Annotated in this window: 26 protein-coding genes, 2 tRNA genes, 2 rRNA genes, 1 pseudogene and 1 riboswitch (1 of these 32 cut by a window edge); of the genes and pseudogenes, 13 read left to right on the top strand and 18 right to left on the bottom strand. The window is 47.2% G+C overall.

The genetic code is table 11. The features are described from left to right. The 6 genes from NYE36_RS03110 to NYE36_RS03085 all read right to left on the bottom strand — a co-directional run. Positions 1-438, bottom strand: a 23S ribosomal RNA gene (locus NYE36_RS03110); it reaches 2,492 nt to the left of the window's first position. 175 nt (positions 439-613) lie between these two features. Beyond that, positions 614-2,163, bottom strand: a 16S ribosomal RNA gene (locus tag NYE36_RS03105). The 16S and 23S rRNA genes sit together here with 2 tRNA genes alongside, the layout of an rRNA operon. A 98-nt stretch (positions 2,164-2,261) precedes the next feature. Beyond that, positions 2,262-2,335: transfer RNA gene (locus NYE36_RS03100), tRNA-Gly, on the bottom strand. Positions 2,336-2,343: 8 nt separating this feature from the next. Beyond that, a tRNA-Arg gene (locus NYE36_RS03095) sits at positions 2,344-2,420 on the bottom strand. A 302-nt stretch (positions 2,421-2,722) separates the two neighbouring features. Next, complete coding sequence (locus tag NYE36_RS03090; RefSeq protein ID WP_094032157.1) at positions 2,723-4,141, bottom strand: sugar porter family MFS transporter; 1,419 nt, start codon at positions 4,139-4,141, stop codon at positions 2,723-2,725. A gap of 428 nt (positions 4,142-4,569) precedes the next feature. After that, positions 4,570-5,571 carry an acryloyl-CoA reductase gene (locus NYE36_RS03085; protein WP_007409291.1) on the bottom strand — a complete coding sequence of 334 codons (1,002 nt, stop codon included), beginning with the start codon at positions 5,569-5,571 and terminating at the stop codon, positions 4,570-4,572. 127 nt (positions 5,572-5,698) lie between these two features. On the opposite strand from NYE36_RS03085, the gene NYE36_RS03080 reads away from it, so the two are divergent. The 6 genes from NYE36_RS03080 to NYE36_RS03055 all read left to right on the top strand — a co-directional run bounded on the left by NYE36_RS03080 (position 5,699) and on the right by NYE36_RS03055 (position 10,345). Continuing rightward, positions 5,699-6,166, top strand: a complete 468-nt coding sequence (locus NYE36_RS03080) for an SRPBCC domain-containing protein (protein WP_020955414.1) — start codon at positions 5,699-5,701, stop codon at positions 6,164-6,166. A gap of 111 nt (positions 6,167-6,277) precedes the next feature. After that, positions 6,278-7,132 carry a manganese catalase family protein gene (locus NYE36_RS03075; protein ID WP_047935379.1) on the top strand — a complete coding sequence of 285 codons (855 nt, stop codon included), beginning with the start codon at positions 6,278-6,280 and terminating at the stop codon, positions 7,130-7,132. A gap of 236 nt (positions 7,133-7,368) precedes the next feature. Beyond that, positions 7,369-8,931, top strand: a complete 1,563-nt coding sequence (locus tag NYE36_RS03070) for an APC family permease (RefSeq protein WP_015239284.1) — start codon at positions 7,369-7,371, stop codon at positions 8,929-8,931. A gap of 116 nt (positions 8,932-9,047) precedes the next feature. Beyond that, complete coding sequence (locus tag NYE36_RS03065) at positions 9,048-9,629, top strand: TetR family transcriptional regulator (RefSeq protein ID WP_007409294.1); 582 nt, start codon at positions 9,048-9,050, stop codon at positions 9,627-9,629. Positions 9,630-9,701: 72 nt separating this feature from the next. Beyond that, positions 9,702-10,031, top strand: a complete 330-nt coding sequence (locus tag NYE36_RS03060; RefSeq protein ID WP_003156023.1) for a multidrug efflux SMR transporter — start codon at positions 9,702-9,704, stop codon at positions 10,029-10,031. Next, positions 10,031-10,345, top strand: coding sequence for a multidrug efflux SMR transporter (locus NYE36_RS03055; protein ID WP_003156024.1), 315 nt, complete (start codon positions 10,031-10,033; stop codon positions 10,343-10,345). Before NYE36_RS03060 ends, NYE36_RS03055 begins: the two co-directional genes overlap by 1 nt. Before the next feature lie 61 nt (positions 10,346-10,406). Here the strand turns inward: NYE36_RS03055 and NYE36_RS03050 are convergent, their stop codons facing one another. From NYE36_RS03050 to NYE36_RS03040, 3 genes are all read right to left on the bottom strand, one after another. Then, on the bottom strand, positions 10,407-11,621 hold the full coding sequence (locus NYE36_RS03050; protein ID WP_047935377.1) for an MFS transporter: 1,215 nt from the start codon (positions 11,619-11,621) through the stop codon (positions 10,407-10,409). Next, complete coding sequence (locus tag NYE36_RS03045) at positions 11,611-12,297, bottom strand: FadR/GntR family transcriptional regulator (RefSeq protein WP_031378597.1); 687 nt, start codon at positions 12,295-12,297, stop codon at positions 11,611-11,613. Before NYE36_RS03045 ends, NYE36_RS03050 begins: the two co-directional genes overlap by 11 nt. A 121-nt stretch (positions 12,298-12,418) precedes the next feature. Then, positions 12,419-13,135, bottom strand: a complete 717-nt coding sequence (locus NYE36_RS03040) for a GntR family transcriptional regulator (RefSeq protein WP_007409298.1) — start codon at positions 13,133-13,135, stop codon at positions 12,419-12,421. Between the two features lie 177 nt (positions 13,136-13,312). Further along, positions 13,313-13,412, top strand: a riboswitch (purine riboswitch). A gap of 54 nt (positions 13,413-13,466) precedes the next feature. On the opposite strand from NYE36_RS03040, the gene NYE36_RS03035 reads away from it, so the two are divergent. After that, positions 13,467-14,627 (top strand): MFS transporter, encoded by a 1,161-nt coding sequence (locus NYE36_RS03035; protein ID WP_007409299.1) that lies wholly within the window; start codon positions 13,467-13,469, stop codon positions 14,625-14,627. Positions 14,628-14,678: 51 nt separating this feature from the next. Here the strand turns inward: NYE36_RS03035 and NYE36_RS03030 are convergent, their stop codons facing one another. Next, positions 14,679-15,245, bottom strand: coding sequence for a YdhK family protein (locus NYE36_RS03030; protein ID WP_014417056.1), 567 nt, complete (start codon positions 15,243-15,245; stop codon positions 14,679-14,681). A 196-nt stretch (positions 15,246-15,441) separates the two neighbouring features. On the opposite strand from NYE36_RS03030, the gene NYE36_RS03025 reads away from it, so the two are divergent. Next, positions 15,442-15,615: a hypothetical protein gene (locus NYE36_RS03025; RefSeq protein WP_007409301.1), complete on the top strand. Its 174-nt coding sequence runs from the start codon at positions 15,442-15,444 to the stop codon at positions 15,613-15,615. A 52-nt stretch (positions 15,616-15,667) separates the two neighbouring features. Here the strand turns inward: NYE36_RS03025 and NYE36_RS03020 are convergent, their stop codons facing one another. Further along, the gene (locus NYE36_RS03020; RefSeq protein ID WP_061581829.1) at positions 15,668-17,026 is read right to left on the bottom strand and encodes a serine hydrolase; all 1,359 of its coding nucleotides are present in this window, start codon (positions 17,024-17,026) and stop codon (positions 15,668-15,670) included. 136 nt (positions 17,027-17,162) lie between these two features. Further along, the gene (locus NYE36_RS03015; protein ID WP_007409303.1) at positions 17,163-17,432 is read right to left on the bottom strand and encodes a hypothetical protein; all 270 of its coding nucleotides are present in this window, start codon (positions 17,430-17,432) and stop codon (positions 17,163-17,165) included. A gap of 230 nt (positions 17,433-17,662) precedes the next feature. Here NYE36_RS03015 and NYE36_RS03010 point away from each other — a divergent pair, with 230 nt between their 5' ends. Further along, entirely contained in the window at positions 17,663-17,917 is a 255-nt protein-coding gene (locus NYE36_RS03010) for a hypothetical protein (protein ID WP_007409304.1), read from the top strand. Positions 17,918-17,974: 57 nt separating this feature from the next. Here NYE36_RS03010 and NYE36_RS03005 read toward each other — a convergent pair whose 3' ends face one another. Further along, positions 17,975-19,168: a macrolide family glycosyltransferase gene (locus NYE36_RS03005; protein WP_094032159.1), complete on the bottom strand. Its 1,194-nt coding sequence runs from the start codon at positions 19,166-19,168 to the stop codon at positions 17,975-17,977. A gap of 141 nt (positions 19,169-19,309) precedes the next feature. Further along, entirely contained in the window at positions 19,310-19,996 is a 687-nt protein-coding gene (locus tag NYE36_RS03000; RefSeq protein ID WP_094032160.1) for a GntR family transcriptional regulator, read from the bottom strand. Between the two features lie 182 nt (positions 19,997-20,178). Here NYE36_RS03000 and NYE36_RS02995 point away from each other — a divergent pair, with 182 nt between their 5' ends. Next, positions 20,179-21,237, top strand: a complete 1,059-nt coding sequence (locus tag NYE36_RS02995; protein ID WP_094032161.1) for a tartrate dehydrogenase — start codon at positions 20,179-20,181, stop codon at positions 21,235-21,237. A 47-nt stretch (positions 21,238-21,284) separates the two neighbouring features. Here the strand turns inward: NYE36_RS02995 and NYE36_RS02990 are convergent, their stop codons facing one another. From NYE36_RS02990 to NYE36_RS02980, 3 genes and pseudogenes are all read right to left on the bottom strand, one after another. Then, positions 21,285-22,067 carry a class I SAM-dependent methyltransferase gene (locus NYE36_RS02990; protein WP_094032162.1) on the bottom strand — a complete coding sequence of 261 codons (783 nt, stop codon included), beginning with the start codon at positions 22,065-22,067 and terminating at the stop codon, positions 21,285-21,287. 35 nt (positions 22,068-22,102) lie between these two features. Further along, positions 22,103-22,720, bottom strand: a complete 618-nt coding sequence (locus tag NYE36_RS02985) for an NUDIX hydrolase (protein WP_053573704.1) — start codon at positions 22,718-22,720, stop codon at positions 22,103-22,105. A gap of 142 nt (positions 22,721-22,862) precedes the next feature. Next, positions 22,863-22,961: pseudogene (locus NYE36_RS02980) on the bottom strand (MerR family DNA-binding transcriptional regulator); the annotation flags it as partial. 123 nt (positions 22,962-23,084) lie between these two features. Here NYE36_RS02980 and NYE36_RS02975 point away from each other — a divergent pair. Both NYE36_RS02975 and NYE36_RS02970 read left to right on the top strand, forming a co-directional pair. Continuing rightward, positions 23,085-23,543 (top strand): GNAT family N-acetyltransferase, encoded by a 459-nt coding sequence (locus NYE36_RS02975; RefSeq protein WP_094032163.1) that lies wholly within the window; start codon positions 23,085-23,087, stop codon positions 23,541-23,543. A 157-nt stretch (positions 23,544-23,700) separates the two neighbouring features. After that, positions 23,701-24,444, top strand: coding sequence for a sulfite exporter TauE/SafE family protein (locus NYE36_RS02970; protein WP_007409313.1), 744 nt, complete (start codon positions 23,701-23,703; stop codon positions 24,442-24,444). Positions 24,445-24,485: 41 nt separating this feature from the next. Here NYE36_RS02970 and NYE36_RS02965 read toward each other — a convergent pair whose 3' ends face one another. Continuing rightward, positions 24,486-25,325 (bottom strand): helix-turn-helix transcriptional regulator, encoded by an 840-nt coding sequence (locus tag NYE36_RS02965; RefSeq protein ID WP_007409314.1) that lies wholly within the window; start codon positions 25,323-25,325, stop codon positions 24,486-24,488. 108 nt (positions 25,326-25,433) lie between these two features. Here NYE36_RS02965 and fabF point away from each other — a divergent pair, with 108 nt between their 5' ends. After that, the gene (fabF, locus tag NYE36_RS02960; RefSeq protein ID WP_033575020.1) at positions 25,434-26,669 is read left to right on the top strand and encodes a beta-ketoacyl-ACP synthase II; all 1,236 of its coding nucleotides are present in this window, start codon (positions 25,434-25,436) and stop codon (positions 26,667-26,669) included. The last annotated feature ends 26 nt before the right edge of the window (positions 26,670-26,695 follow it).

The raw sequence follows: 26,695 nt of genomic DNA, 5'->3' as shown, positions 1-26,695 counted from the left end.
TTTCACGTGTTCCGCCGTACTCAGGATCCACTCAGGAGAGAACGAAGTTTTGACTACAGGGCTGTTACCTCCTATGGCGGGCCTTTCCAGACCTCTTCATCTACCTCGTTCCTTTGTAACTCCGTACAGAGTGTCCTACAACCCCAAGAGGCAAGCCTCTTGGTTTGGGCTGGTCCCGTTTCGCTCGCCGCTACTCAGGGAATCGCATTTGCTTTCTCTTCCTCCGGGTACTTAGATGTTTCAGTTCCCCGGGTCTGCCTTCTCATATCCTATGTATTCAGATATGGATACCACTCCATTACGAGTGGTGGGTTTCCCCATTCGGAAATCTCCGGATCAAAGCTTGCTTACAGCTCCCCGAAGCATATCGGTGTTCGTCCCGTCCTTCATCGGCTCCTAGTGCCAAGGCATCCACCGTGCGCCCTTTCTAACTTAACCGTTAAAAAGAATCACTACGTGATATCTTGCATTACTAATTGAATGTGAATTACTTCTGTTATCTAGTTTTCAAAGAACAACATCTCGAAGAATCGAATGATCCTTCAAAACTAAACAAGACAGGGAACGTTCTGTTTATAAGACCCAAGGTCTTATATTCCGTTAAAATCCTTAGAAAGGAGGTGATCCAGCCGCACCTTCCGATACGGCTACCTTGTTACGACTTCACCCCAATCATCTGTCCCACCTTCGGCGGCTGGCTCCATAAAGGTTACCTCACCGACTTCGGGTGTTACAAACTCTCGTGGTGTGACGGGCGGTGTGTACAAGGCCCGGGAACGTATTCACCGCGGCATGCTGATCCGCGATTACTAGCGATTCCAGCTTCACGCAGTCGAGTTGCAGACTGCGATCCGAACTGAGAACAGATTTGTGGGATTGGCTTAACCTCGCGGTTTCGCTGCCCTTTGTTCTGTCCATTGTAGCACGTGTGTAGCCCAGGTCATAAGGGGCATGATGATTTGACGTCATCCCCACCTTCCTCCGGTTTGTCACCGGCAGTCACCTTAGAGTGCCCAACTGAATGCTGGCAACTAAGATCAAGGGTTGCGCTCGTTGCGGGACTTAACCCAACATCTCACGACACGAGCTGACGACAACCATGCACCACCTGTCACTCTGCCCCCGAAGGGGACGTCCTATCTCTAGGATTGTCAGAGGATGTCAAGACCTGGTAAGGTTCTTCGCGTTGCTTCGAATTAAACCACATGCTCCACCGCTTGTGCGGGCCCCCGTCAATTCCTTTGAGTTTCAGTCTTGCGACCGTACTCCCCAGGCGGAGTGCTTAATGCGTTAGCTGCAGCACTAAGGGGCGGAAACCCCCTAACACTTAGCACTCATCGTTTACGGCGTGGACTACCAGGGTATCTAATCCTGTTCGCTCCCCACGCTTTCGCTCCTCAGCGTCAGTTACAGACCAGAGAGTCGCCTTCGCCACTGGTGTTCCTCCACATCTCTACGCATTTCACCGCTACACGTGGAATTCCACTCTCCTCTTCTGCACTCAAGTTCCCCAGTTTCCAATGACCCTCCCCGGTTGAGCCGGGGGCTTTCACATCAGACTTAAGAAACCGCCTGCGAGCCCTTTACGCCCAATAATTCCGGACAACGCTTGCCACCTACGTATTACCGCGGCTGCTGGCACGTAGTTAGCCGTGGCTTTCTGGTTAGGTACCGTCAAGGTGCCGCCCTATTTGAACGGCACTTGTTCTTCCCTAACAACAGAGCTTTACGATCCGAAAACCTTCATCACTCACGCGGCGTTGCTCCGTCAGACTTTCGTCCATTGCGGAAGATTCCCTACTGCTGCCTCCCGTAGGAGTCTGGGCCGTGTCTCAGTCCCAGTGTGGCCGATCACCCTCTCAGGTCGGCTACGCATCGTCGCCTTGGTGAGCCGTTACCTCACCAACTAGCTAATGCGCCGCGGGTCCATCTGTAAGTGGTAGCCGAAGCCACCTTTTATGTCTGAACCATGCGGTTCAAACAACCATCCGGTATTAGCCCCGGTTTCCCGGAGTTATCCCAGTCTTACAGGCAGGTTACCCACGTGTTACTCACCCGTCCGCCGCTAACATCAGGGAGCAAGCTCCCATCTGTCCGCTCGACTTGCATGTATTAGGCACGCCGCCAGCGTTCGTCCTGAGCCAGGATCAAACTCTCCGATAAAGTAGTTTGACTGACTACGCACATCGCTGTGCGATTTATTTAAAACTTTGAATTAACAGGTACGTTTTGTCTTGTTTAGTTTTCAAAGATCATTATAATGGAGCGGGTGATGAGAATCGAACTCACGACATCAGCTTGGAAGGCTGAGGTTTTACCACTAAACTACACCCGCGTTTGAATTGGCGCGCCCGAGAGGAGTCGAACCCCTAACCTTTTGATCCGTAGTCAAACGCTCTATCCAATTGAGCTACGGGCGCTTATCAGGCGACTTAACTATCATACTACCAATCAGTTATGATGTCAAGTGTTTTTTTATTTCTTTTCGAAGTCTTTTTCTCGACCTCATTCATTATACACGCTTTTGAGAATTTGTAAAGTCTTTTTTTAAAAGATCATTTTCTCATTTGTCGTTTTCGCTTTGTTCATCAGCGACGTTTAATAATATACCACGCACTTTAAATTAGGTCAACACTTTTACGAAACTTTTTTCTCACTTGTTATTCCCTTCTATATAATAAATAAAAAAGCAGGATTCCTAGGAACCCCGCGTCTATTCAGATTACCCGCTCACCTTGGCTTCCGCGCTATTACGATCTGTTTTTTCATAAGCACGGAAGTTTTGTTCAAGCTGTTCGAGTGACAGACCTTTCGTTTCCGGAAGGAACCTTTTCACAAATATAACGGACGCTATCCCTAACAAGACAAAAATGAAGAAGGTTGCAGACAATCCGATGTTTGCGAGCAGGACCGGAAAAGTGAAACCCACAAGGAAGTTCACGATCCAGAGGCAGAAGACAGTGACCCCCATACCAAGTCCCCGCAATCGAAGCGGGAATATCTCCGACAGCATCAGCCAGGTCACCGGAGAGACAGCCCCCTGCTGAAACGCAAGGAAAGTGACTGTTAATGAAAGAACCACATAAGGAAGAGCGGGCGATCCTTTCAGCACGACAGACAGAACTCCGATCAAAAGCAGCACCGCAGTCGTTCCGATCAGCCCCGTCATCAGCATCGGGCGGCGGCCGACTTTGCCGAGAAGCCATATTCCTACAAAAGTTGCGAGCACCGAAATCACACCGTTAGCGATATTGCCGATTAATGCGGCTTTTGTCTCGAAACCGGCATCTTTTAAAATTTGAGTTCCATAATACATAATTGAATTCACGCCGGTGAGCTGCTGCACTACCGCAATTCCGATCCCGACAAACACAATGCGGCGCACCCACGGAACGGCAAGATCCTTAAAGGCGGCCTGCTCCATCTCAGCTTCCTTATGAAAGGCAGATTCAATCTCAGCGAGCTCAGACTTCGCTTTCTCTTCATTCCTTATTCGCCGGAGAACGTGCAGAGCATCTTCTTTTCTTCCTTTAGAAACCAGCCAGCGCGGACTTTCAGGAACTTTCAGCATACCGAAAAACAAGAATACCGCAGGAAGAGCCGCGATAACGAGCATATAACGCCAGGCGTGAGAGGTATCACCAAGCACATTGCCGATAATAGCATTACACATAAAGGCAAGCAGCTGGCCCGTTACAATCATCAATTCATTTTGGGTAACCATTCTCCCTCGGCTTTCCGCCGGCGACATTTCAGCCAAATACGCCGGAACGGTTACGGATGCTCCCCCGACGGCAAGCCCCAGCAGAAAACGGGAGATGACCATAACAGATACGTTAGGCGCCAGTGTACATCCAAGCGTCGCTGCAAAGAACAAAACGGCAAGGATAAGGATATTTTTACGTCTGCCGTTATAGTCCGACAATCTCCCTCCGAAAACTGCTCCGATCGCAGCCCCCAAGAGCAGGGAGCTCGCCACCATCCCTTCAGTCAAAGCGGTAAGATTAAGCTGGTCAGCTTCCGCCATAAACGGCAGCGCCCCATTAATTACACCTGTATCGTAGCCGAAAAGTAGACCCCCGAACGTCGATATTAAAATGATGGTTCTCAAAAATGAATGCTGGCTGCTATTTTTATTCATCTTCAAATCCTCCTAGTTTTTACATAGAGATAATATCAGAATATTCAGTTATCAATATTTGCACCCATAACGTCTGCATACAAGTTCTGACCGTACAAAACAGTTATATAAGAAGAAAATAATCCGAAAGCGTTATCATTTATAGTGATTATCCACTCTCCCCTCTCGTCAAATTGTTATTTTATAGTTACTTTGTAGTAAAGTTATAATGATATTATTGGCATTTATGTTATTATCATAATTTTAAAAGCGCTTTCAGTCAATGAATATTTCAGAAAATTTTATAACTTACCTTTATATTACCTATATGTAACCAATTTATGTTTTTAATCAACTCATTTTCACTATACGATCAATAGTTAATCTCTTTTTGATAATTAATTGATCATATATTGAAAACCCCCAATCAGCAGTTGGGGGTTTTTGATTTATTCTTCGTTTATTGTAACGATCGTTCTTCCTCTCGCTTCTCCTTTTAAAAGAGCAGGAAGCGTATCCGGCAGCTCTTCAAGTGTAATTTCCTTTTGAATAAAGGCCTCCAGATCTGCAGGCTTGAAGTCATCAGCTAAACGCTGCCATGTTTTCTTTCTTGTCTCCATCGGACAGAATACGGAATCGATTCCCAAGAGACTGACGCCGCGCAATATAAACGGAAAGACTGTAGCCGGGAGTTTCGTTCCCGCTGTCAGTCCGCTCACAGCAACTGATCCGCCGTACTGAATCTGGCTGAGAACTGAAGCAAGCGGCTCACCTCCGACCGGATCGACGGCCGCTGCCCATTTTTGTTTTTGCATCGGTTTTAACGTGCCGTTATACACTTCGTCACGGTGAATGACCGTCTTTGCTCCGAGGCTCTTCAAATAGCCGCTTTCGTCTTCTTTTCCCGTACTGGCCTCGACCTCGTAACCTAAGGTTGAAAGAATGGAGACGGCAAAGCTTCCGACGCCGCCTGTCGCTCCTGTCACCAGCACCTTCCCTTTTTCAGGAGCGGCATGGTTTTCTTCAAGACGCTGGACGGACAATGCGGCAGTGAAGCCGGCGGTTCCGATCGTCATGGCTTCTTTAAGTGTCAGACCTTCAGGCAGCGGCACGATCCAATCTGCCGGAATGCGGGCCATCCCGCTATAACCGCCAAAGCGGGAAACACCTATGCCGTAGCTTGTCGCAATGACTTTATCCCCCTCTTTGAAACGGGCGTCATCTGAGGAAACGACGATTCCTGCTAAATCAATTCCCGGCACGAAAGGGTACGACGTTACGATCTTGCCGTCAGGAATGGCAGCCAAGCTGTCTTTATAATTCACCCCTGAGTAGCAAACCTTAATCAGCACTTCACCCTCGGGAAGGTCCTGAACCGCCAGCTCCCGTACGCTGACTGAAAACCGGTCTTCACGTTGATCGACTACTAACGCTTTAAATTGATCTGTCATCACTACGTCTCCTTAAAATGAATTGAATGGCTTTGGAAAAGCATAAAATAAGTTTGATTTGTTTTCAAATGTCCTGCCCCGTGTAGTATGATCAAAAGTAAAAACAGCGAAAGAGTGGTTACGCATCATGTCTGATAAACAAAACAAAGATAACAAAAACAACAACAGCAGCAATCAGCCATTACCGGACATTATTCATACCGCCGTTTTCAAGGCGCCGATACAAGTTGTCTGGGATACGGTCTCCACTGCGGACGGCCTGTCTCTCTGGTTTATGCCGAATGATTTCACACCTCAAGAAGACAGTGAGTTTCAGCTGGAATCTCCGTTCGGTCCGTCTCCGTGCAAGCTGCTGGATATTGAAGCGCCGTACCGCCTTTCTTTTTCGTGGGATACGGAAGGCTGGATCGTTTCTTTTGTCTTAAAGGAAACGGAAAGCGGAGATACGGAATTCACTCTCATTCACGGCGGATGGAAAGAGCCGGAAGCCGTCATCAATAAAGTCAATCGGAAAAGCTCCGAGATTCACAGTACGATGGATCAAGGATGGAACGGGCTTGTCAACACGAAACTTCGCGGGGCGGTTGAGGCTTAACACAAAAGGACGGACACGCTTCCCGTCCTTTTTTTGATGCCGATACATAAAAACTGACTTTGCAAAGACACTAACAGAAGAACCGAAAACTTCTTTCAGGGGGCGCTGTTTATGTATTATTACAAAGAAGAGCTGATCAATATCATTAAACCGGACAAGCCGGACCCGGCCGCGGCCAAGGTGCTTCAGGAAATTTTAGGCGGGCACTACGGAGAAATGCGGACGATGATGCAATACTTTTTCCAAAGCTCTAATTTCAGAGGAAAAGAAAAACAGTTCCGTGACCTGCTTCGCGGTGTATTTTTAGAAGAGATCGCACACGTTGAGCTTGTCCAGCATACGATTAATGCGCTGCTCGACGAAAGCGGCGCTGAGGGCCCCGGAAATCAGGCGGCAGATCAGGCGCCGCTTGACGAAGCAGTTAAACACGCCAATCCGCACCATTTTATCATCGGAGCGCAAAGTTCTCTTCCTGTAGACGCCGGCGGCAATCCATGGAACGGGTCTTGGGTATACAACCACGGGAATCTGATTTCCGATTTATTGGACAATGTCGTGCTGGAATCAACCGGCGTGCTGCAAAAGACACGCATTTATGAAATGAGTTCAAATCAGACGTTCAGAGAAACACTCGGTTTTCTGATCGTCCGTGACAACGCCCATCAAAATGCATTTACAAAAGCGTTGGAAACACTGGGTGTCGATTGGGGCAAATTATTTCCCGTGCCGAATTATGATATTGAAAAATACCCGGAATGCCGGAAATTCGTTGAGATGGGTTATCATAATACCCAATTTAATTTCAGACTGGATCCGACACGGATCGGAGAAATTCTGCAGGGAACGACGCCGAGCCGAAACGGCGGCGAATTAAGTGTGTCCGAGCCTCCTAAAGGTTTCCCCGTGCCGGAACTTCCTGAACTTCCGAATGAGCACAGCCCCGGACTGAAAGATATGAACTTGTAACAAAAAACGCCTGTTTCGGGCGTTTTTTGTTTTTCTGAATATGAGGTTTGAATGTGATTAAAACGGGGAATATAAGCCGGGAGATCTTGCCATACGGCCGTTATTATAATGTGAGCACATTGCTGTACATACTTCGTTTCGAAAGTTGTCCTAATTTTCCAGCCGGCCGCTGGGTATGTTTGAATGATAATGGGAATTATGTAAAGAGAACAATGTCTTTTCTAAGGAGGCAGCGAATGTCTAAGCAAGGAAACTTCCAGAAAACTATGTCACTTTTTGATCTTATTTTAATCGGCATGGGAGCCATATTCGGTTCGGCATGGCTGTTTGCCGTCAGTAACGTCGCCTCTAAAGCGGGCCCATCAGGCGTTTTTTCCTGGCTGATCGGCGGGGGAATCATCTTATTGATCGGCTTGGTTTATGCGGAACTGGGCGCCGCGCTGCCGCGGACCGGGGGAATTATCCGGTATCCCGTATATTCACACGGACACCTCGTCGGATATTTAATTTCCTTTGTCACCATTGTGGCATACACGAGCCTTATTTCTATAGAAGTCACGGCAGTCCGCCAATACGTGGCGTATTGGTTTCCCGGTTTGACCGTAAAAGGCTCCGATTCTCCGACAATTGCCGGGTGGATATTGCAATTTGCGCTGCTCTGCCTGTTCTTCCTCCTCAATTACTGGAGTGTCAAAACCTTTGCGAAAGCAAACTTCATTATTTCGATTTTTAAATATGTCGTACCGATTACGGTAATTGTGGTACTGATTTTTCATTTTCACCCGGGCAATATGACCGTTCACGGATTCTCGCCTTTTGGTTTCACCGGAATTCAGGCCGCGATTTCCACAGGCGGCGTCATGTTTGCATATCTTGGGCTGCATCCGATTGTGGCTGTCGCGAGTGAAGTGCAGAACCCCAAGCGGAACATTCCGATCGCATTGATTGTCTGTATTATCGTGTCTACTATTATTTACACCGTGCTGCAGCTCACTTTTATCGGGGCGATCCCGGCGGATACCCTGAAGCACGGATGGCCGGCTATCGGGACTGAATTCTCCCTTCCGTTCAAAGATATCGCCGTTTTGCTCGGTTTGGGGTGGCTGGCGACATTGGTCATTTTAGATGCGATTTTATCACCGGGCGGTAACGGAAATATCTTTATGAATACGACTTCACGTCTCGTCTATGCCTGGGCCAGAAACGGAACATTATTCAGCATTTTTTCTAAAGTCAATAAAGAAACCGGGACACCGCGTGCCTCCCTTTGGCTTTCGTTCGGTCTGGCTGTTTTTTGGACGCTTCCGTTCCCTTCTTGGAACGCTCTTGTCAACGTATGCTCCGTCGCATTGATTCTGTCTTATGCGATTGCGCCGATTTCTTCTGCGGCGCTGAGAGTCAACGCGAAGAATATTAACAGACCGTTTTATTTAAAAGGGATGAGCATCATCGGGCCGCTGTCGTTTATTTTTACCTCTTATATTGTATATTGGTCCGGATGGCGCACCGTATCCTGGCTTCTCGGTTCTCAAATTGTCATGTTTCTGATCTATCTCTGTTTCAGTAAATATGCTCCCAAAGATGATGTCAGCATACGGCAGCAGCTGAAATCAGCATGGTGGATCGTCGGCTTTTATGTCATGATGCTGATTTTCTCCTATCTCGGCTCGTTCGGCCACGGATTGGGCATTATCAGCAATCCGCTTGACCTGATTCTGATCGCCATCGGTTCGCTCGGTATTTATTACTGGGCAAAATATACGGGACTGCCGAAGGCTATGATCGACAGTGATAAATGACGAATACCGGAAAGAAGTATGGTCTTCTTTCCGGTATTTTTATTTTAAGGGATGACAAAAAAGCGAACATGCGATAAAATGAATGACAGTCATTCATAAAAGGAGGAACCCCTCTATTGGCAAAACAAAGCTCGGGAAAATACGAAAAGATCCTGCAAGCCGCGATTGAAGTCATTTCTGAAAAAGGATTAGACAAAGCATCCATTTCAGAAATCGTCAAAAAAGCCGGAACGGCCCAAGGTACGTTTTACTTATATTTTTCTTCTAAAAACGCACTGATATCCGCGATTGCAGAAAACCTGCTCGACACTACGCTGGACAGAATAAAAGGGAAAACGGACGGTTCTGAAGATTTTTGGACGTTGCTGGACATTTTGGTAGATGAGACATTTCACATCACCCGGCTTCATAAAGATATTATCGTTCTCTGTTATTCCGGTCTTGCCATCGATCATTCGATGGAGAAATGGGAAGCCATTTATCAGCCTTATTATTCCTGGCTGGAAGGCGTGATCAATACGGCCATTGAACAGGGTGAGGTCCACAGCGGCATTCATGTCAGATGGACGGCCAGAACAATTATCAACGTTGTCGAGAACGCGGCTGAACGGTTTTATATCGGCTGTGAACAGGATGTCGATCTCGAAGTATATAAAAAAGAAATATTCAGCTTTCTCAAAAGAAGCTTGCAGAAATGATTGGCGGAGACCGATCATTTTTGACCGCCGTAAAAATGACTGACATTCATTCATAACTGAGGTGACTGTATCATGTATTGGCTGCTTGTATTGATAGCCGGACTGTTAGAAGTAGTTTGGGCGTCCGCCCTGAAGCATGCGGATTCGCTCTTTGATTGGATTGGTATTTTCCTTCTGATTGCCGTCAGCTTTCTGATGCTGATCCGCTCTTATAAAAAAATTCCGATGGCTGCCGCATATACCGTTTTTGTCGGAATAGGCACCGTCGGCACATATGTAACGGGCGTCATTTTAGGCGAATCGTTTTCAATCGGGCAAATATTCTTTTTGGCTTTGCTGTTGTCCGGCATTTTAGGAATGAAGGTATTTACGAAAGAAACTGAAACAAGGGGTGAACATTAATGGCATGGCTGCTGTTATTTATTGCCGGAGCGGAGGAAGTTGTAGCGGCCGTTGCCATGAAACATATTGACGGTTTTAAAAAAAAGTGGCCGCTGATTGTCATGGTAACAGGCTTTATGCTTTCATTCTTTTGCCTTTCCGGAGCGATGCAGGTTCTTCCCACAGGTGTCGCGTATGCCGCTTGGACCGGCATGGGAAGCATCGGCGTTTCGGCCGTGGGCATACTTTGGTTTAAAGAAAAATTCAATCTGTCACAATTGGTGTCTCTGGGGCTTATCCTCATCGGTGTCATCGGCTTAAAACTGACAGCGTGACGGCCTGAGACAGCTTTTTAAATAAAAAAACAAAGGACCCTTAAGCGGGCCCTTTGTTTTTTTATGCTGTTTTGATCTGTTCCGCTTTTCCCGCTCCGACTCCGAAAATGAAGATCAGTACGGAGACTGCGATCAGCATGAATAACGGAACCGTCCAGCCGTGCGTGATGTCATGCAGCAAACCGAATACGAGCGGCCCGAACGCGGCAAGCAGGTATCCGAATGACTGAGCCATGCCGGAAAGCGCCGCGGCTTCATGAACATGCCGGGTCCGCAGGCTGAAGAACATCATCGCCAAGCTGAACGCACATCCTCCCGCAATTCCGATCAAAATGACCCATAGCGGAGTGAGAGCCGGGCTTCCGAAAAGAACGCCGGCAATGCCGATAAGGAAAAATAAAGCTGTCAGTCCGGCGAGTGAGCGCTGATTTTTCATTTTAGCGGCAGCGATCGGCACGATAAAAGTAATCGGCAGGACTGAGAATTGCATTAATGAAAGCATCCATCCCGCCTTACTTGAGCTGAGTCCATTCTGCTGAAGAATTTCCGGCAGCCAAGCGATGACGGTGTAAAAAATAAGGGATTGCAGCCCCATGAACATCGTCACCTTCCAAGCTAGCGGAGACCGCAGCAGACTGCTTTTCTTCTCTCCGTTTGTCCCAGTCGTGCGGACGGGCAGTTCGCGTCCTCGCATTTGCGGAATCCACATGACAAACGCAATGAAAGAAAGGATAGCCCAGCAGCCGAGCGCGCCTTTCCAGCCTAACCCCGCTGAAGAGGCGATCGGCACGCTGATGCCGGATGCAATCGCGCCGCACAGATTCATAGAAACCGAGTAGACGCCGGTCATGATGCCTAAATTTCCGGGAAACTTATGTTTAATGAGACTCGGCAGCAGGACGTTGCATACGGCGATCGACAATCCCAACAGGATCGTTCCGAAAAAGAGAGTGCCGATTCCGGCGATGGAGCGCAGCAGAGTTCCGGCTGTCAGGACAATTAATGATGACAGTAACACAATCTCGGTCCCGAAGCGCCGGGACAATAAAGGAACAAACGGCGACAGACATGCAAAGGCCAAAAGCGGCACTGTCGTAATGGTGCCGGCAGCCGCATTGGTCATGCCGAGGCTGTCCCGAATTGAGGAAACGAGCGGCCCGACCGATGTCAGAGGCGCTCTGAGGTTGGCCCCTATCAATATGACTCCGATGACCAGCAATATCAGTTTTTTACGCTGACTTGCTTGCAGAATTTGATGTTCGTCTTTAATTTTCATGTTCATCCTCCATGTGTATTGTATCTTTAAATACTGTGATGTATTGGTTGACGGCCTCCATGGCCTGATCCGGTTTCTGTCCGATAATCGCGGCGGCAAGCTGGGTGTGGATCCGTATAGCAGGGGTGATTTCCAACAGGTTATGGACTGACGCACAAAGCGCCTCCGTCATATGCTCGTATAGATCAGAAAGCATGTTGTTATGGGCCGCCTGTACAATGGTTTTGTGCAGTTTAATGTCAGCCTCGGCATACCGTTTTCGATCTTCATTTTGCAAGGCCGCTTCACATTCATCCAAGCACACCTTCAGTGCTTTCAGGTCTTCGTCATTACGCCTTTCCGCCGCCAATCGTGCAGCTTCTCTTTCGAGTGCGTATCTGACTTCTAATGTTTCAAGCAAATTTGATTTTTTAATATGGCGGTAAAATGCCGCGCCGAGAACACTGGATGAGCTGACATACGTACCGCTCCCCTGCCTTGTCTGAAGCAGGCCGGCATGTACGAGCGCCCGAATGGCCTCACGCAATGTGTTTCGGCTCACATCAAATTGCTTCATTAAATCCAGCTCAGGGGGAATGCGCGTCCCGACCGGCCATTTATCCGATTGAATTAACGATTCAATTTGCGTCACCACTTGTTCTACGAGCGACAGTCTGCTTGTTTTGGATATCTCCATCAAAACACCTCTGAAATTTGTAGGATGATTCTATCATTGGGTAATATAACATAAAAGAAGCGAAGATGTAAATCAGCGGCAACAAAAAAAGAGTGAGTTTTTCTCTCACTCTTCGGCGCTTTTATGAACGTTTTATATTGACTGAGGTCACGACAAACTTGTCATGACGGTGGCGGGAAAATGAATATTCAAAGGGAGTGCCGTTGTCCAAAAAGCCTACATGCTCGACTTCAAGTATCGGATCATCCGGCCGGCAGCCGAGATATTGCTGATCCATATCATCCGACTTGCACGCTCTGATTTTTCTGTGTGAGCCTGCGATTTTGAGCTGGAGTTCCCGCGTAATATGATCGTAGATGGAATGGTTGAGCACCTCGTCATTAATGCCGGGTATAAGGCTCGCCGGCATGTACGTTTTTTCAAGAACGTACGGTTCGCCTTCAACAATTCTGAGCCTCACTACATAATAGACGGGAGTCTTTTCATCAATGGCCAAATGTGCGGCGACATCTTGAGACGGAAACTGCACTTCAAACCGGATGACCTTGCTCTTGATATTTTTTCCTTTTAACAAATTGCTCAGGCCGAGAATTTCGTTGCTGACTACGTGAACGTGCTCATCCTGCATGGCTGATTGAATGATAAACGTGCCGTGCCCTCTTTTTCTGAAAAGCATTCCTTCAGCCGCAAGTGTATCAAGCGCCCGCTTCATCGTCATCCGGCTGCACCCGAACTCCGCAGCGAGCGTCTTTTCATCCGGGATCGGCTGATCTATGTCATATACACTGCTTTTAATCCTCTTTCTCATTTCGTTGGCGATTTTTTCGTACTTATTCATCGGTTTCCTCCGGCTGTATAATGTTTGATCTGTATAGACTCCTTACGGTTATCATAAATTTTTTTCCCTGCTTCATCAATGACGTTACAGCCGCCGATATTGAAATTGAAAGGATTTCCTCGAATTTTCTATGGAATCTCCCTCACTATTATGGTAGAATTTTTTGCAGTAACGGACACAACCGAATATTGCATACATTGTATAACCTCAATGATATGGTTTGAGGGTGTCTACCAGGAACCGTAAAATCCTGATTACAAAAATTGTCCCGTACACTTTTTGTAATCAGGATTTTTTATTTTCTAAAAAATAAAAAAAGGAGTATCTGTACATGAATTTCAAAGTATTTCTGCTTGCAGCATCTACCATCGCAGTCGGATTGGTTGAATTAATTGTGGGCGGTATTCTTCCGCAAATCGCTTCCGACTTAGATATATCCATCGTCAGCGCGGGGCAGCTGATCAGCGTGTTTGCGCTCGGTTACGCGGTATCCGGCCCGCTGCTTTTGGCGGTGACGGCAAAGGCTGAACGAAAGCGGCTTTATTTAATCGCACTGTTTATTTTCTTCCTAAGTAATCTGGTGGCTTATTTCAGTCCCAATTTCGCCGTACTTATGGTGTCACGGGTTCTCGCTTCCATGAGCACAGGGCTGATTGTCGTCCTTTCTTTAACGATTGCTCCTAAAATCGTGGCGCCTGAATACAGAGCGCGGGCGATCGGCATCATTTTCATGGGGTTCAGCTCCGCAATCGCTTTAGGCGTGCCTGTCGGCATTATCATCAGCAATGCCTTCGGATGGCGCGTTCTGTTCTTGGGAATCGGCGTATTATCTCTCGTTTCCATGCTGATTATCAGCGTCTTTTTTGAAAAAATACCTGCTGAAAAAATGATTCCGTTTCGTGAGCAGATCAAGACGATCGGGACCGCCAAAATTGCCAGCGCACATCTTGTCACCTTGTTTACATTGGCGGGGCATTACACACTCTATGCCTACTTTGCGCCTTTTTTGGAAAGAACGCTTCATTTGAGTTCCGTTTGGGTCAGTGTATGCTACTTTTTGTTCGGTCTGTCAGCGGTATGCGGCGGCCCGTTCGGAGGGTGGCTGTATGACCGTTTAGGAGCATTTAAAAGCATCATGCTTGTGACCGTTTCTTTCGCTCTGATTCTGTTTATTCTTCCGCTGACAACGGTTTCTTTAATCATTTTCCTGCCTGCGATGGTGATCTGGGGATTGCTCAGCTGGAGCCTTGCGCCGGCGCAGCAAAGCTATTTAATCAAAATTGCGCCTGAGTCTTCCGATATTCAGCAAAGCTTCAACACGTCCGCTTTGCAGATCGGCATCGCGCTCGGGTCAGCCATCGGCGGCGGCGTGATCGGACAAACCGGTTCTGTCACAGCAACAGCCTGGTGCGGCGGTTTGATTGTCATTATCGCTGTCGCGTTAGCTGTATTCTCTTTAACGAGACCCGCTTTGAAAAGAAAATCCGCATAAATGTGAGACCGCAAAAAAGCCAAAGGAGTTCCTTCGGCTTTTGCGGTCTTTTTATTTTGCGGCAGCAAGCTCGTCTTCTGTCACCCATTTATGATTGGTTACTTTTTGGCCGCCGTCAGTCGGTGTATAGTCGACCATATAAACGGTTGTCTTTTTGGCTGAATCAATAACGGCTTCGGCGCCCTTCATGCCTTTCATATGGGATGCCTCGATCACGGCCTTGTCACCCGGTTTTAACGTTTTATTACCGGCGCCCTTCAGCTCTTCCTGAATGACCCATTTATGATCTTCGACGCGCTTTCCTCCCGTTTCCGGAGTGTAAGATACACTGTAAACCGTTGTATCATAAGCACCTTTTACGGTTCCTTGCGCATTTTTCATGCCTTTCATATGAGAAGCTAAAATCATAACGTCACTGCCGACTTTATAAGTCGGATTTTCGGCCTTCTTTAAACCTTTCGGCACCTCGGATGAACCTGAGTGATTCATGTCTTCGTGAGAGTGCGTTTCTTTGTCTTTCGCTTTTTCGCTTCCTCCTGAAGATTGGCTGTTGCATCCGGCAAGCGCCAGAACGGGGATCAGGAGAAACATGCTGAATAAAAATAGTCTCGCTTTCATTTCAAGAACTCCTTTGCCTTTTTGATTTTTCACTTTCCCTTTCGTTTCTTCAGTAAAACAAAAAGATGGCCTGTCATTTCTCCTAATTCTTCAAATCTCTCTTTATTGCCTTTCATCAGGTGAAATTGTTCACAAAATGTACACATTAATGGAGATGCAGTATAATTCAATTATCAGATAATAGGGGGAACTCATCATGAAAACGAAGGTTTTTGCGGTGGTATTGGGCGCTGTTTTAATGATTGCGGGGTTGGTTTTGGCAGAAGTTTCGCTTTATATGGAATACATCACAATGCTCGGAGCTATGATTTTTTCTTCTATATTTATGTCAGAGCCGAAAAGAAAATTTCGCGTCATCAAAGGGGTTTGACTTTTCTATTACCGCCGTCTTCTCAGGACGGCGGTTTTGTTTTGCATGTCACTCAGTCTATCCGCACAGCCGTTTCTTCTGTGCCGTCCTGATATAAAACGAAATGCGGGGCTGTTTGTGCTTTATCACCTGCAAATTCAATTTCAAGCGGCAGCGCCCTGACAAAATAACGGGTTTCCGTCATTGGGAATAATTCGAATGGAGTCTGCCCGTCTATTGTAAGATACAATCGGTTTTCTTTTACCGCCACCGATGCATGTGTGTCATCCTGAAATGAGTAATTGCCGGTAAATCTGCTGTAAATCGCAGGATCGATATCTGCTTTTTTCTGATCTGCCGGACGTTTCGGAATCACGTATGGCTGATCAAATAAGATGTTTACAGCCGCGGCAATCACAGCTTGTTCAAATTGATACGATTGTTCCATATTGCTGAGATAAATCAATGTTTTATTCTGGTCAATATACCGGATCATCAGAGTTGAATAGCCCGGCCAGCCTCCGTCGTGACTGATAACCTTCCCTTTTTGGGGGCTGTTTTGAATCATCCAGCCAAATCCGTATCCGAATTGCTCTTCTTCATTCCAATAGCCCGGTGTAAACGCTTGATCTTTAGACTCTTTGCCGATGATTTCTTCCGTATAAAGAGCCTGATCAAACAGATATAAATCTCTAATAGCGGAGTTAACGGTTCCGTCACCTTGAATTCCGTCAAGAAAGACGACATAATCAGTTTCCTCAAGTTCATCCGGCAGCACATATTCTCCGGAATGAACATCATACACATAGCCATATGCATAGTTCGGAATGTTTTCTTTACTCAGCCTTCTGTTATAAATCCGCGTATCGTGCATACGAAGCGGATGAAATACGGCTTGTTTCATAAATTCAGCAAAACTCATGCCTGATACAATTTCTATAATAACCGCTAACACCACATACCCCGTATTACTGTAAAGCCACTCCTTGCCCGGCGGGAAATAAGCATCCGGCTTATGCTGCTTGAGCATATTGATCACATCTTGATTAACGGCAATTCTGTCCCGGTCCCAATGTGTTAAGAACAACTCCATATAGTCCGGCAATCCTGACGTATGATGGAGTAAATGCCGAATGGTAATGCCCGGATAAGGAAAATCAGGAAGCCACCGCTCTATCATATCGTCATAACACAGCTTCCCTTGCTGCTCTAAAATGATAACGCCCAAAGCTGTAAACGGCTTCGATACTGAGGCCAATTCAAAGACCGATTGGTCATTCAGCATCCTCTTTGTTTTCAGTTCTGCAGCGCCGAATGAACCCTGGTATAAGATGCGGCCGTTTTCCGCTGCCAATACAGCGCCGTTTATTTCATGTCTTTCGTCTAAAGTGCTGAAAAGCTGTTCAAACGCTTGTTTTTTCTTATCGTTCATTTCACGAACCTCCATACACAAGCTGATTTACTCTTTTATACGAACGGCCGCTTTAGAAGTTTCAATATTTCCCCTTTCCTGAACACCAGTCAGTATACTGCCGTTCAGGCAGCCGCGGAGGTTTGATGAATGTCTTTTATTCACACAATACTGTGCAGGCTTCGAATTCAACATGCTTCTCGTCTTTATTTGCACCGGCAATTTCCATGGTCGAAAACATCGCACAGACGACGGCTTTGTATTCGTTCATGACGGTTTGAATTTCAATCAGGAACCGTTCGGATGAAGCCGCGTATTCCGTTACGTACTCTTTCATTTTGCCGATAATATCATCTGCCTGACGGCTGAAGCCGGCCGCCTCCAAGTCACTCTCAAACTGGTTTTTGTTGATCATATGAATATGCATTTTTTAAAGGCTCCTTTCAGCAGCATTTTGTGTTAGATCTACTGTAAAGGACAGGTTTGGATAAACTTTTAATAAAATATGAACAAAATATGAATTGGCTCATCGGCCTGACCGGCGGGCTTTCGGCTGTGCTCCGTTTCATTTGGACTACATGAAATAATGACTTCTTTACTCTGTTAAAAACAGCTCATATATGATCTAATACCAGTAAAATGTTTAGGAGGCGGCCTATGTCAGCAGCAGGAAATCGGCAAAAATTTTGGGTCATGGCGATGCTTATAGCGGTCTTCACCGTGTTCGTTTTCTCTTTTTCTGAGAATCATTCACAAAAGAACTGGCACACGGCGGTTGACCAGGCGTCAGTGAATGTCTTCGGCCAGCAGATCTTTGAAAAAGACCGTCTGGCAAAAACACTCGACGCACGTGAGGCAGAATCTCTTTTGACTCTTGTGAAACTTGCAAATGCAGAACATCACATCATCTAAAAGCCATTATAAAAAGCCTGTTTCCCTTTGACAGAGGAAACAGGCTTTTTCCATGTATTATTGAGCATGTTTTTGTTCAATAAACCGGTCGATCCGGGCAAGGACATTCTTCATGTCCGTACATTCTCTAAAGCTTTCATTAATGGCTTGAATGCCTTGTTTGTATTTTCCGTTATGCAGCACTTCTTCCGCTGCAAGCCTTACCTTTTCAGCGCTTACTTCATCTTTTTGCACGGTATAGCCTGCATCCAATTCAGTCAGGCGGCGCGCAACCATCGGCTGGTCTTTATCGTGCGGGATGACGACCAGCGGCACTTGATAATGAATGCCTTCATTTACACTGTTCATTCCGCCATGCGTGACAAACACGTCGGCCTGCTCCAGCACTTCAAGCTGCGGCACGTACGGGGCGATGATAAAGTTTTCCGGCGCCTGTTTGATTTTCGACAGATCGGCTTTTTCCCCGGCGGCAATGACTACTTTTCCTTCAAAATCTGAGAACGCGTCTATGCACAGATTGAAAAACGCTTCCGTGTCCCCGAGCACCGTTCCCATTGAGATATAAATGACTTTTTCATTCTTTAATGCGTCAATCGGGAAGTCGACGCGCCCTTTTCTCTTCGGAAAACTCGGACCGATAAATAAATACTCATCTCCGAATGTCTCACTTTCAGGCTGAAAATATCTGCTTGTATAGACGACGTTCAATTCACCTGTGTTGTTCATAAATTGAACCATGCTGTCAGGGGCGACACCGTATTTGTCTTTCATCTCGGCCAACAGCTCTTCACATTCCCTGTCCGGCTGAAACGGCACGCCCGATTCCGGGTGGAGCGGCAGTATTTTCAGACGGTCTTCATTGAACAGGAAGGACGCTGAAGAAGAGATGCCGGGAATGTTGAGATAATCCCGCACCAGCTCTCCCGCACCGAATTTATCATAATAGACGGCGTCGAATTGAATGTCCTCTGCCAGCCGCTGCACAATATGTAAAATCTCCAGTGACGTTTTGATATGAACCTTTAAAAATGCAAGTATGCCGGACGGACTGCCGGGATCAATAGGTGTCATTCTGAGCAGATCGCTGTGAAGATGAACTTTCGCCCCTACTCCTTCCAGTCTGCTTTTGTATTTTTCCGTTGAGATATAATGAACGTGATCGCCCCGTTCGCTGAAGGCCTTTGTCATACCCAATGTCGGGTTTACGTGTCCTTCTGCAGGAAAATTGATCATCAGAATATGTTTCGCCATTTTTCAAACTCCTTTGCCTTTTTTGCGTCTCTTCCATATCCATCATAAATGACGCGGAAAAAATCATGCAAGGAACATCCGTCAGGTCTTTATGACGGTTCGATGACATCGGCAAAAAAAAGACAAGGCTTTTCCCCTTGTCTATCGTGATGATTCGTCTGTTTCTTCCGCTCTCAGCACGCCTTTCAGATGTTCTTCATCATGCTTGAGATGCTCCGTCATATATTGCACGGCTTTTGTTTTGTCGCCCTTTTTTATTTCTTCAAAGATTTTTCGGTGCTCATGCAGAATAACCTCCGCACGTTCATCGCCTTTAAAATTAAGAACTCTGCAAAAATGAATCAGCACATTGACATGCTCAAGCAGCATGGCCAGCCGGCTGTTATGGCTGAATTCCACAAGGAGCTGATGAAACGTCTCGTTCAAGGAAATAATCTCAGTCTCTTTGACGCCTTTATTGATGGCTTCTTCCGTCTCCCGCAGCTGTTTTTCAATGAGGTCAATTTCACTCTCAGCCGCTTCATCAATTACCAGTTCGACTGCCAGTGATTCAAGTGACATTCTGATTTTATAAATCTCTTCAACATCCTTAACGGACAAAGAATAAATGACAAAGCCGTTTCGATCGTCTGCCGTCAGAAGCCCGTCCTTTTCAAGGAGCCGCATGGCTTCTCTGACCGGCGACCGGCTGACTCCGAAATCCTTGGCCAGCTGAGTCTCATTCAGCCGTTCACCCGGTTTAAAAATCCCGTCAAATATCATTTTTTTCAATTGGGAATAAAATTGCAGATAATACGGGATTGGCTTATCTAATTTAAAATTATCCATCTTTCCTACCTCTTCATACAATTTAGGCCTTATTGTTACCAAGATCATATAACAGTTTATCTATGGAAGCAACATTCCCGAGCTTGTCAGCATATCGGAGGTGGCGTAATATGGAATTATAATGAACGACGGTCGACGGTCTGCCGTAAACCGAAAACAATTCATTCAGAGGTGACGGAAACATGAAAACATACAAGATTGCCAGCATACCGGGGGACGGTGTGGGGAAAGAAACAGTCCCTCAAGCGGAGCGGGTGTTGAATGCGATTGCCGAATTACATGGAGGCATTGCCTTTGATTTCACTTCTTTTCCGTGGAGCTGCGAGTATTATTTGGAGCACGGGACTATGATGCCGGATGATGGATTAGAAAGGTTACAGCACTTTGATGCTTTGTTTTTGGGGGCGGTGGGGAATCAAAAACTCGTCCCCGATCATGTTTCGCTGTGGGGGCTGCTCATCAAGATACGCCGGGAATTTGAACAGGTGATTAATGTGCGGCCGGCGAAGCTCCTGCCGGGAATCACTTCCCCCCTCGTTAACCCGAAGGATTTTGATCTGATAGTCGTCCGCGAAAACAGTGAGGGCGAGTACAGCTCTGTCGGCGGCAGAATCTATCAGGGTGAGGACGAAATCGCCATACAAAACGCGGTCTTTTCCCGCCGGGGTACGGAAAGAGTGATGCGGTATGCTTTCGAACTGGCGGAAAGTCGGCGGAAACACGTCACAAGCGCGACGAAATCAAACGGTATTGTTCACTCGATGCCGTTCTGGGATGACATCTTTAAAGAGGTCAGCCGTGAGTACGCCGGGATTGAGACGGATTCCCAGCACATCGATGCACTGGCGGCCTTCTTTGTCACGCAGCCGGAACGCTTTGATGTCATTGTCGCTTCGAATCTGTTCGGAGATGTGCTGACAGATATCGGTGCGGCGATTATGGGAAGCATCGGAATCGCTCCCGCAGCCAACATCAATGTAAACGGCAAATATCCTTCCATGTTTGAGCCTGTTCACGGCTCCGCCCCGGATATTGTCGGAAAAGGAATTGCCAATCCTATAGGCCAAATATGGACGGCGAAATTAATGCTCGATTCATTCGGAGAAGAGGAACTGGGCCATCTCCTCTTACAATCTATTGAAACGGTCACAAACAGCGGCATTCTGACTCCTGATGTCGGCGGAAAACATTCAACGGAAGATGTCACTTCCGCTATTATTTCCCAAATCAAGTACAGATAATACGAAAAAACCGCGGGCAGAAAAACTGCACAGCGGTTTTTTTCGTCTCAGACGGGACGGATCGCGCAGAAACAGGCCGATTCACCTGTGAAGCCCGCAATACGGCCTGATTGATCCTTTTCTACAGAAAAAAACCGCTGTATATCATGAGGAGCATCCAGCATCTGTTTTTCCAGTAATGCGGCTTTCTCTTCAGTCAGGCCTGCCCGTTCACACCAGACGGTAAATTGAAATGGTTTCAAAAAGCAGACAGCGGATTCAATCCGGAAGCCGGCTGTCTCCAGAAAACGGAGCCATTCTGTTTTTTTCCACGCCCGAAAGTGGCTCTGATCCCGTTTCTTTTCAATGTCATTATAAAAATGGTCATATTCATCCTTTTCAGGTGCGGTATTATCAATGAGAAGCAGTCTGCCGCCCGGTTTGACAATCCGAAACGCTTCATGAACAAAGGCTCTGACATCGGGAAAATGATGCGCCGCGATTCTGCATGTGACGATATCGAAAGCAGCATCGGAAAACGGCATCTTTTCAGCATCGCCTTTTTCGAATGACACGTTCGTCCATCCGTTTCCGGTTATAAATGCTTCAGCGGCTGCTAACATTTCTTCCGTGAGGTCATAGGCGATAACAGAGCGTACGAGAGGAGCGAGAGCGTTAGCCGTATGTCCGCCTCCCGTCGCGATATCCAGCACGTCCATATGCTTTTCGGCACCGGAAGCTGAAACGAGATACGCCAAATCCTCTCCTGCGGCGTGTCCTGGACTAGTCACATATTTCGCGGCGTTTTTGGCAAATTGCCGCTGCGCCTGCTGTTTAATTGAATCCTCCATTATACTCGGGCCCCCTTTTCTTTCTGCTTGCTGCCTTAATCAAAATAAACGGGTTCGTCCGGATGTTTGAGATACGCAAACATCTTTTCAATCTGACTTTCTGTATTGCGGGCTTCAGATAGCGGCGGCAGTTCCGTTTCCGCAAAAAAGCCGGCGGCGCTTGTTTCTGTTCCCTCCCTGATCCGGCCGCCGATGATCTCGCATTTGATAAAAACTTTGTAAACGTGGGCGGCGGACGGCGGATGGGAATGGCATTTCTTATCCATTACAGCTAACAGTTTAACGGGCTTTACGTCGATTCCTGACTCCTCTTTTACTTCTTTGACAGCGGTCTCGCCCGGAGAAATCCCGATATCAGCCCATCCGCCCGGCAGCGCCCATCTGCCGTCGCTTTTCTCTCTTACCATTAATATGCTCTGATCTTTAAAAACTGCCGCTCTGATATCAACTTTCGGAGTGGGATAGCCCGTGTCACCGGCGAATACGTCTTTGATGACCCTTTTATCGATGCCGGTATGATGCGCCATGATATCCACGCTTATTTTTCTTATTTCTTCAAATCTCTCAATATCATATATGTCTTTGGAATAAGCCAACCCCGCTTGCGCCGCGGATTGAAGCTGTTTTGCCCATTCAAGCCATTTTGGCTCCATTTTTTCACCGCCCGTTATGTTAATTGACGAAACCCTGAGGGTCCGAGTATTGCACCTTGAGAGTACCGGTGCCCATGATCCGTTTCTGCTCCTTGTTTTCTGTGTATGACGGAGCGAATCCTGCCGGAAAATCAGAAAAAAGCAGGCCGATCTCGTCATAATGGAACAGGGTTTGTTTTTTTACGTGGCACAGTTTTGCAAATTCACCCGTTGTGAAGTATTTTCTGACGTCTTCGCTCATAATGCCTCCTTGACTATACGGTAACCATATCCTTTATGATGATCATTGAGAAGGCTGATTCACAAATGGCTTACGTAATGAAAGCTTTACCGTCTCAAAAAAAGCGGAAGAGGAGTATCAAGTATGACGATTGAAATCAGAACAGTCACGGAAGAAAACCGTGCTGATATACTGGCGCTTCATGTAAGGGAAAGCCAGATTTCATTTATTGAAACCGCGGAAGAGTGCTTACAAGATGCTGAGGATTGCCGGCATTATCAGCCGGCCGGTCTTTATGTTAACGGGGAATTGGTCGGCTTTGCCATGTACGGATGGTTTCCGGAATATGATGAGGAAAATGAAAACGGCAGAGTATGGCTTGACCGTTTTTTTATTGATGAACGTTATCAGGGACGAGGATTGGGCAAGCTGTTGCTTGATGCCCTTATCCGCCATCTCGTTCGAATATATGATTGCAGACGGATTTATTTAAGCCTGTTTGAAGATAATGTGCACGCATTGCGGCTTTATCAAAGATTCGGCTTTTCATTCAATGGAGAGCTGGACTTCAATGATGAAAAAGTGATGGTGAAAGAGCTGTAAACCCTCTGTATAAAAGCAATTCGTCTTCTTGTCAATACCTTAAATTTGAGGTAACATAAAGATATTAGACGACGGTCGACGGACTACGGTCGATTATTAAAACCTGGTACAGCGGAGCGGAACATGGTGATCAGGCATCTAAATGGAGGAGAAGATTGTGCTTATTATACTCGTTATGTTTCTTCTCGGGATTATTCTCGGGTTTATCGGCGCGGGGGGAGCCGGTTTTGTCATTGCACTTTTAACTATACTGTTTCACGTACCGATTCATACGGCTTTAGGCACCTCCCTTGCCGGAATGGCTTTCACAAGTTTATCGGGGGCATTCAGCCACTACCGTGAAGGCAATATTCAGATGAAGATCGGTCTCATCGTCGGCGTTTTTGCGGCATTCGGTTCGTTTTTCGGGGCAAGGCTTACTTCCCTTATCCCCGCAGATTTGCTGCATTACTTGACGGCGGGCATGCTGTTTTTATCTGCTCTGCTTATTTTAGTCCGGTTATTTATTGTAAAAGAAACACAAGAAGATTCCGGACGGCAAAGCAATCTGAACATATGGGTGAAAGCCGTTGTACTCGGTGTCATCGCAGGAATCTTGTCCGGAACGTTCGGGATCGGCTCTGCCCCTTTCATCCAAATCGGCTTAATGATTCTTTTGCGCTTATCCATCCGCCAGTCGGTCGGCACCACCATGCTTGTCATTATCCCGCTTGCGGTCGGCGGAGGACTCGGTTATGTGACGGAAGGATTTGTCGATTATATGCTGTTGGTCAAAGTGCTGATCGGAACGATGTGCGGCGCATATGTCGGAGCGAAATTCACCAACCTCGTGCCGAAAGTCATTCTGAAATCAGCCATCTTTTTAACACCGGCCATCGCCGGTCTCATGCTTTTATTTTAAACTGAAACGGGAGGCGGCCGCCTCCCGTTTTGTTCTGTTCTTCATCTGTTTTCGAAGAGCTTTTTCAGCTTTGCTTCCGTTTCGGTATGATCTACCGGTGTATACACACTGCAGCGCAGATCACTGTTGCCCTGAACCTGAAATGAAGTCAGGTTAAAGACCATTTTTCCCGCCTTCGCGTGGCGGAACTCAATTAATACTTCGGGTGCCGAGCTGACTTCGCTCTCATTCCACAGCGTATGAAATTCCGAATACGTTTTCTCCATTTCTTCTATAAACTGAGAATACCACGTATCAGCTACATACTGGCCGTAATACGTTCTGAAAATGGCGATGAATCCTTTCACAAAGTGCTCCCAGTTTACGGCTAAACTTCTTAATTCTTTTCTGGAAAACAATAGCTCTATGAGATTCCGCTTTTCAGGAGGAATTTGTTCAAAATCTAAAAACACGTGCGCCGCAGCCTGGTTCCACCCTACGATATGACACCGCCTGTCCGAGATAATGGTGGGACAATAACGGAGCTCCTGCAGGATTTTTGAAAGCGACGGGCTGATAACCGCTTCTTCCTCCGCGGCAAACGGCTGCTTTACGCCCTCCTCAATGGCAAGCGCGTATAAATAATTTCTCTCATCTTTGTTCAGCTGCAGCGCATCGGAAACGGCGTCCAATACGGCTGCGGACACTTTAATGTCTCTGCCCTGCTCCAGCCACGTATACCACGTGGTGCTTACGCCGGCCAATTGCGCGACCTCTTCTCTTCGGAGTCCGGGCGTTCTTCTCCGTGTGCCCATCGGCAGCCCGGCCATCTGCGGAGAAATTTTGGCCCGCTGCGTTTTTAAAAACTCTGAGAGCGCCTGCAATCTTCCTTCTGGTATCATACCGAATCTCTCCTCTCTTACCCTGGTATTTATTATACTAGGATAATCAACAACTTGTAATAGGATAATTGCGAGTTACAATAAATACATACCGAAGGAGGAATGACCATGAAAAGAGTTGTGATCACCGGAATGGGAGTGATTTCACCTCTCGGCAATGATGTGCATACATTTTGGAAACACCTGACGGAAGGAAAATCGGGAATCTCTTTCATCGATTCGTTTGATGTCTCCGGCTCCAAGACGAAAATAGCCGGTACCGTCCGTGATTTTGACGCAGAAGAAAGATGGGGCAGAAAAGAAGCGAGACGGCTTGACCGTTTCAGCCAGTTTGCTTTAGCTGCAGCGGAACAGGCGCTTGAAAGCTCCGGGATTCAGCTCGATCAGATTGACCGTGAACGCCTCGGCGTGTACGTCGGCTCTGGAATCGGCGGCATCACGACTTTGATTGATAACGTTCATACTTTAAATGAACGGGGAGCGCGAAAAGTGAGCCCAAGCCTTGTCCCCATGATGATCTCAAATGCGGCCGCCGCTCAAATCAGCATCAGATTAGGCGCGCTCGGCCCCTCACTTTCTCCCGTCACCGCGTGTTCCATCGGCAATACGTCGATCGGGGAAGCATTCAACGCCATCCGGAATGATGACGCAGATATCATGTTTGCCGGGGGAGCGGAAGCGGCGATTACGAATTTGTCATTAGCCAGCTTCGGCAATGCCCACGCGCTGTCAGCGAGAAACGAAGACCCCGCCGCTGCAAGCCGTCCGTTTGACGCGGATCGTGATGGATTTGTCATGAGTGAAGGCGCGGGCATCTTAGTATTGGAATCATTGGATAGTGCAATCGGCAGAAATGCCCCGATCCTTTGTGAGGTGCTCGGCTACGGTGCGAGCTCTGACGCCTATCATATGGTGGCCTCCCATCCGGAAGGAACGGGCGCATACCTGGCGATGAAAAACGCTTTGAAAAAGGCGAATGTTTCAGCGGAAGACATTGATGTCGTAAGCGCCCATGCGACAAGCACAAAAGCCGGAGATCTTTCTGAAACATTGGCCATCAAGACATTATTCGGGGAGCTTGCGTATGATATTCCGGTTACGGCCAACAAATCAATGCTCGGCCACATGCTTGGCGCGGCAGGCGGCGTTGAAGCCATCGCTTTGACAGAGAGCTTGAGACACGGCATCATCCCCCCGACAATCAATCTGCAAAACCCTGATTCGGCATGTGATTTGGACTATGTAGCAGACGGGCCCCGCCAGCAATCGTTAACGATCGGCCTTTCCAACTCATTCGGCTTTGGCGGGCATAATTCGGCGATCGTGCTGAAGAAATATGAATAACGGGCATCAAAAAAAGGAGTGAATCA

This window comes from Bacillus sp. FSL R5-0593 (assembly GCF_038603755.1).
GTDB lineage: Bacteria > Bacillota > Bacilli > Bacillales > Bacillaceae > Bacillus > Bacillus velezensis.
This window is presented reverse-complemented; position numbering and strand designations above follow the sequence as displayed.

Excerpts from the sequence above, each read along its gene's own strand:
- NYE36_RS03050 (WP_047935377.1), bottom strand. The coding sequence starts at position 11,621 with ATGAAAATTAAAGACGAACATCAAATTCTGCAAGCAAGTCAGCGTAAA.
- NYE36_RS03010 (WP_007409304.1), top strand. The coding sequence starts at position 17,663 with ATGTCAGCAGCAGGAAATCGGCAAAAATTTTGGGTCATGGCGATGCTT.
- NYE36_RS03070 (WP_015239284.1), top strand. The coding sequence starts at position 7,369 with ATGTCTAAGCAAGGAAACTTCCAGAAAACTATGTCACTTTTTGATCTT.
- NYE36_RS03060 (WP_003156023.1), top strand. The coding sequence starts at position 9,702 with ATGTATTGGCTGCTTGTATTGATAGCCGGACTGTTAGAAGTAGTTTGG.
- NYE36_RS02995 (WP_094032161.1), top strand. The coding sequence starts at position 20,179 with ATGAAAACATACAAGATTGCCAGCATACCGGGGGACGGTGTGGGGAAA.
- NYE36_RS03040 (WP_007409298.1), bottom strand. The coding sequence starts at position 13,135 with ATGAATAAGTACGAAAAAATCGCCAACGAAATGAGAAAGAGGATTAAA.
- NYE36_RS03055 (WP_003156024.1), top strand. The coding sequence starts at position 10,031 with ATGGCATGGCTGCTGTTATTTATTGCCGGAGCGGAGGAAGTTGTAGCG.
- NYE36_RS03015 (WP_007409303.1), bottom strand. The coding sequence starts at position 17,432 with ATGCATATTCATATGATCAACAAAAACCAGTTTGAGAGTGACTTGGAG.
- NYE36_RS03090 (WP_094032157.1), bottom strand. The coding sequence starts at position 4,141 with ATGAATAAAAATAGCAGCCAGCATTCATTTTTGAGAACCATCATTTTA.
- NYE36_RS03005 (WP_094032159.1), bottom strand. The coding sequence starts at position 19,168 with ATGGCGAAACATATTCTGATGATCAATTTTCCTGCAGAAGGACACGTA.
- NYE36_RS02965 (WP_007409314.1), bottom strand. The coding sequence starts at position 25,325 with ATGATACCAGAAGGAAGATTGCAGGCGCTCTCAGAGTTTTTAAAAACG.
- NYE36_RS02990 (WP_094032162.1), bottom strand. The coding sequence starts at position 22,067 with ATGGAGGATTCAATTAAACAGCAGGCGCAGCGGCAATTTGCCAAAAAC.
- NYE36_RS03000 (WP_094032160.1), bottom strand. The coding sequence starts at position 19,996 with ATGGATAATTTTAAATTAGATAAGCCAATCCCGTATTATCTGCAATTT.
- NYE36_RS03085 (WP_007409291.1), bottom strand. The coding sequence starts at position 5,571 with ATGACAGATCAATTTAAAGCGTTAGTAGTCGATCAACGTGAAGACCGG.
- fabF (WP_033575020.1), top strand. The coding sequence starts at position 25,434 with ATGAAAAGAGTTGTGATCACCGGAATGGGAGTGATTTCACCTCTCGGC.
- NYE36_RS03025 (WP_007409301.1), top strand. The coding sequence starts at position 15,442 with ATGAAAACGAAGGTTTTTGCGGTGGTATTGGGCGCTGTTTTAATGATT.
- NYE36_RS03045 (WP_031378597.1), bottom strand. The coding sequence starts at position 12,297 with ATGGAGATATCCAAAACAAGCAGACTGTCGCTCGTAGAACAAGTGGTG.
- NYE36_RS03080 (WP_020955414.1), top strand. The coding sequence starts at position 5,699 with ATGTCTGATAAACAAAACAAAGATAACAAAAACAACAACAGCAGCAAT.
- NYE36_RS02985 (WP_053573704.1), bottom strand. The coding sequence starts at position 22,720 with ATGGAGCCAAAATGGCTTGAATGGGCAAAACAGCTTCAATCCGCGGCG.
- NYE36_RS03020 (WP_061581829.1), bottom strand. The coding sequence starts at position 17,026 with ATGAACGATAAGAAAAAACAAGCGTTTGAACAGCTTTTCAGCACTTTA.
- NYE36_RS03030 (WP_014417056.1), bottom strand. The coding sequence starts at position 15,245 with ATGAAAGCGAGACTATTTTTATTCAGCATGTTTCTCCTGATCCCCGTT.
- NYE36_RS03035 (WP_007409299.1), top strand. The coding sequence starts at position 13,467 with ATGAATTTCAAAGTATTTCTGCTTGCAGCATCTACCATCGCAGTCGGA.
- NYE36_RS03075 (WP_047935379.1), top strand. The coding sequence starts at position 6,278 with ATGTATTATTACAAAGAAGAGCTGATCAATATCATTAAACCGGACAAG.
- NYE36_RS02975 (WP_094032163.1), top strand. The coding sequence starts at position 23,085 with ATGACGATTGAAATCAGAACAGTCACGGAAGAAAACCGTGCTGATATA.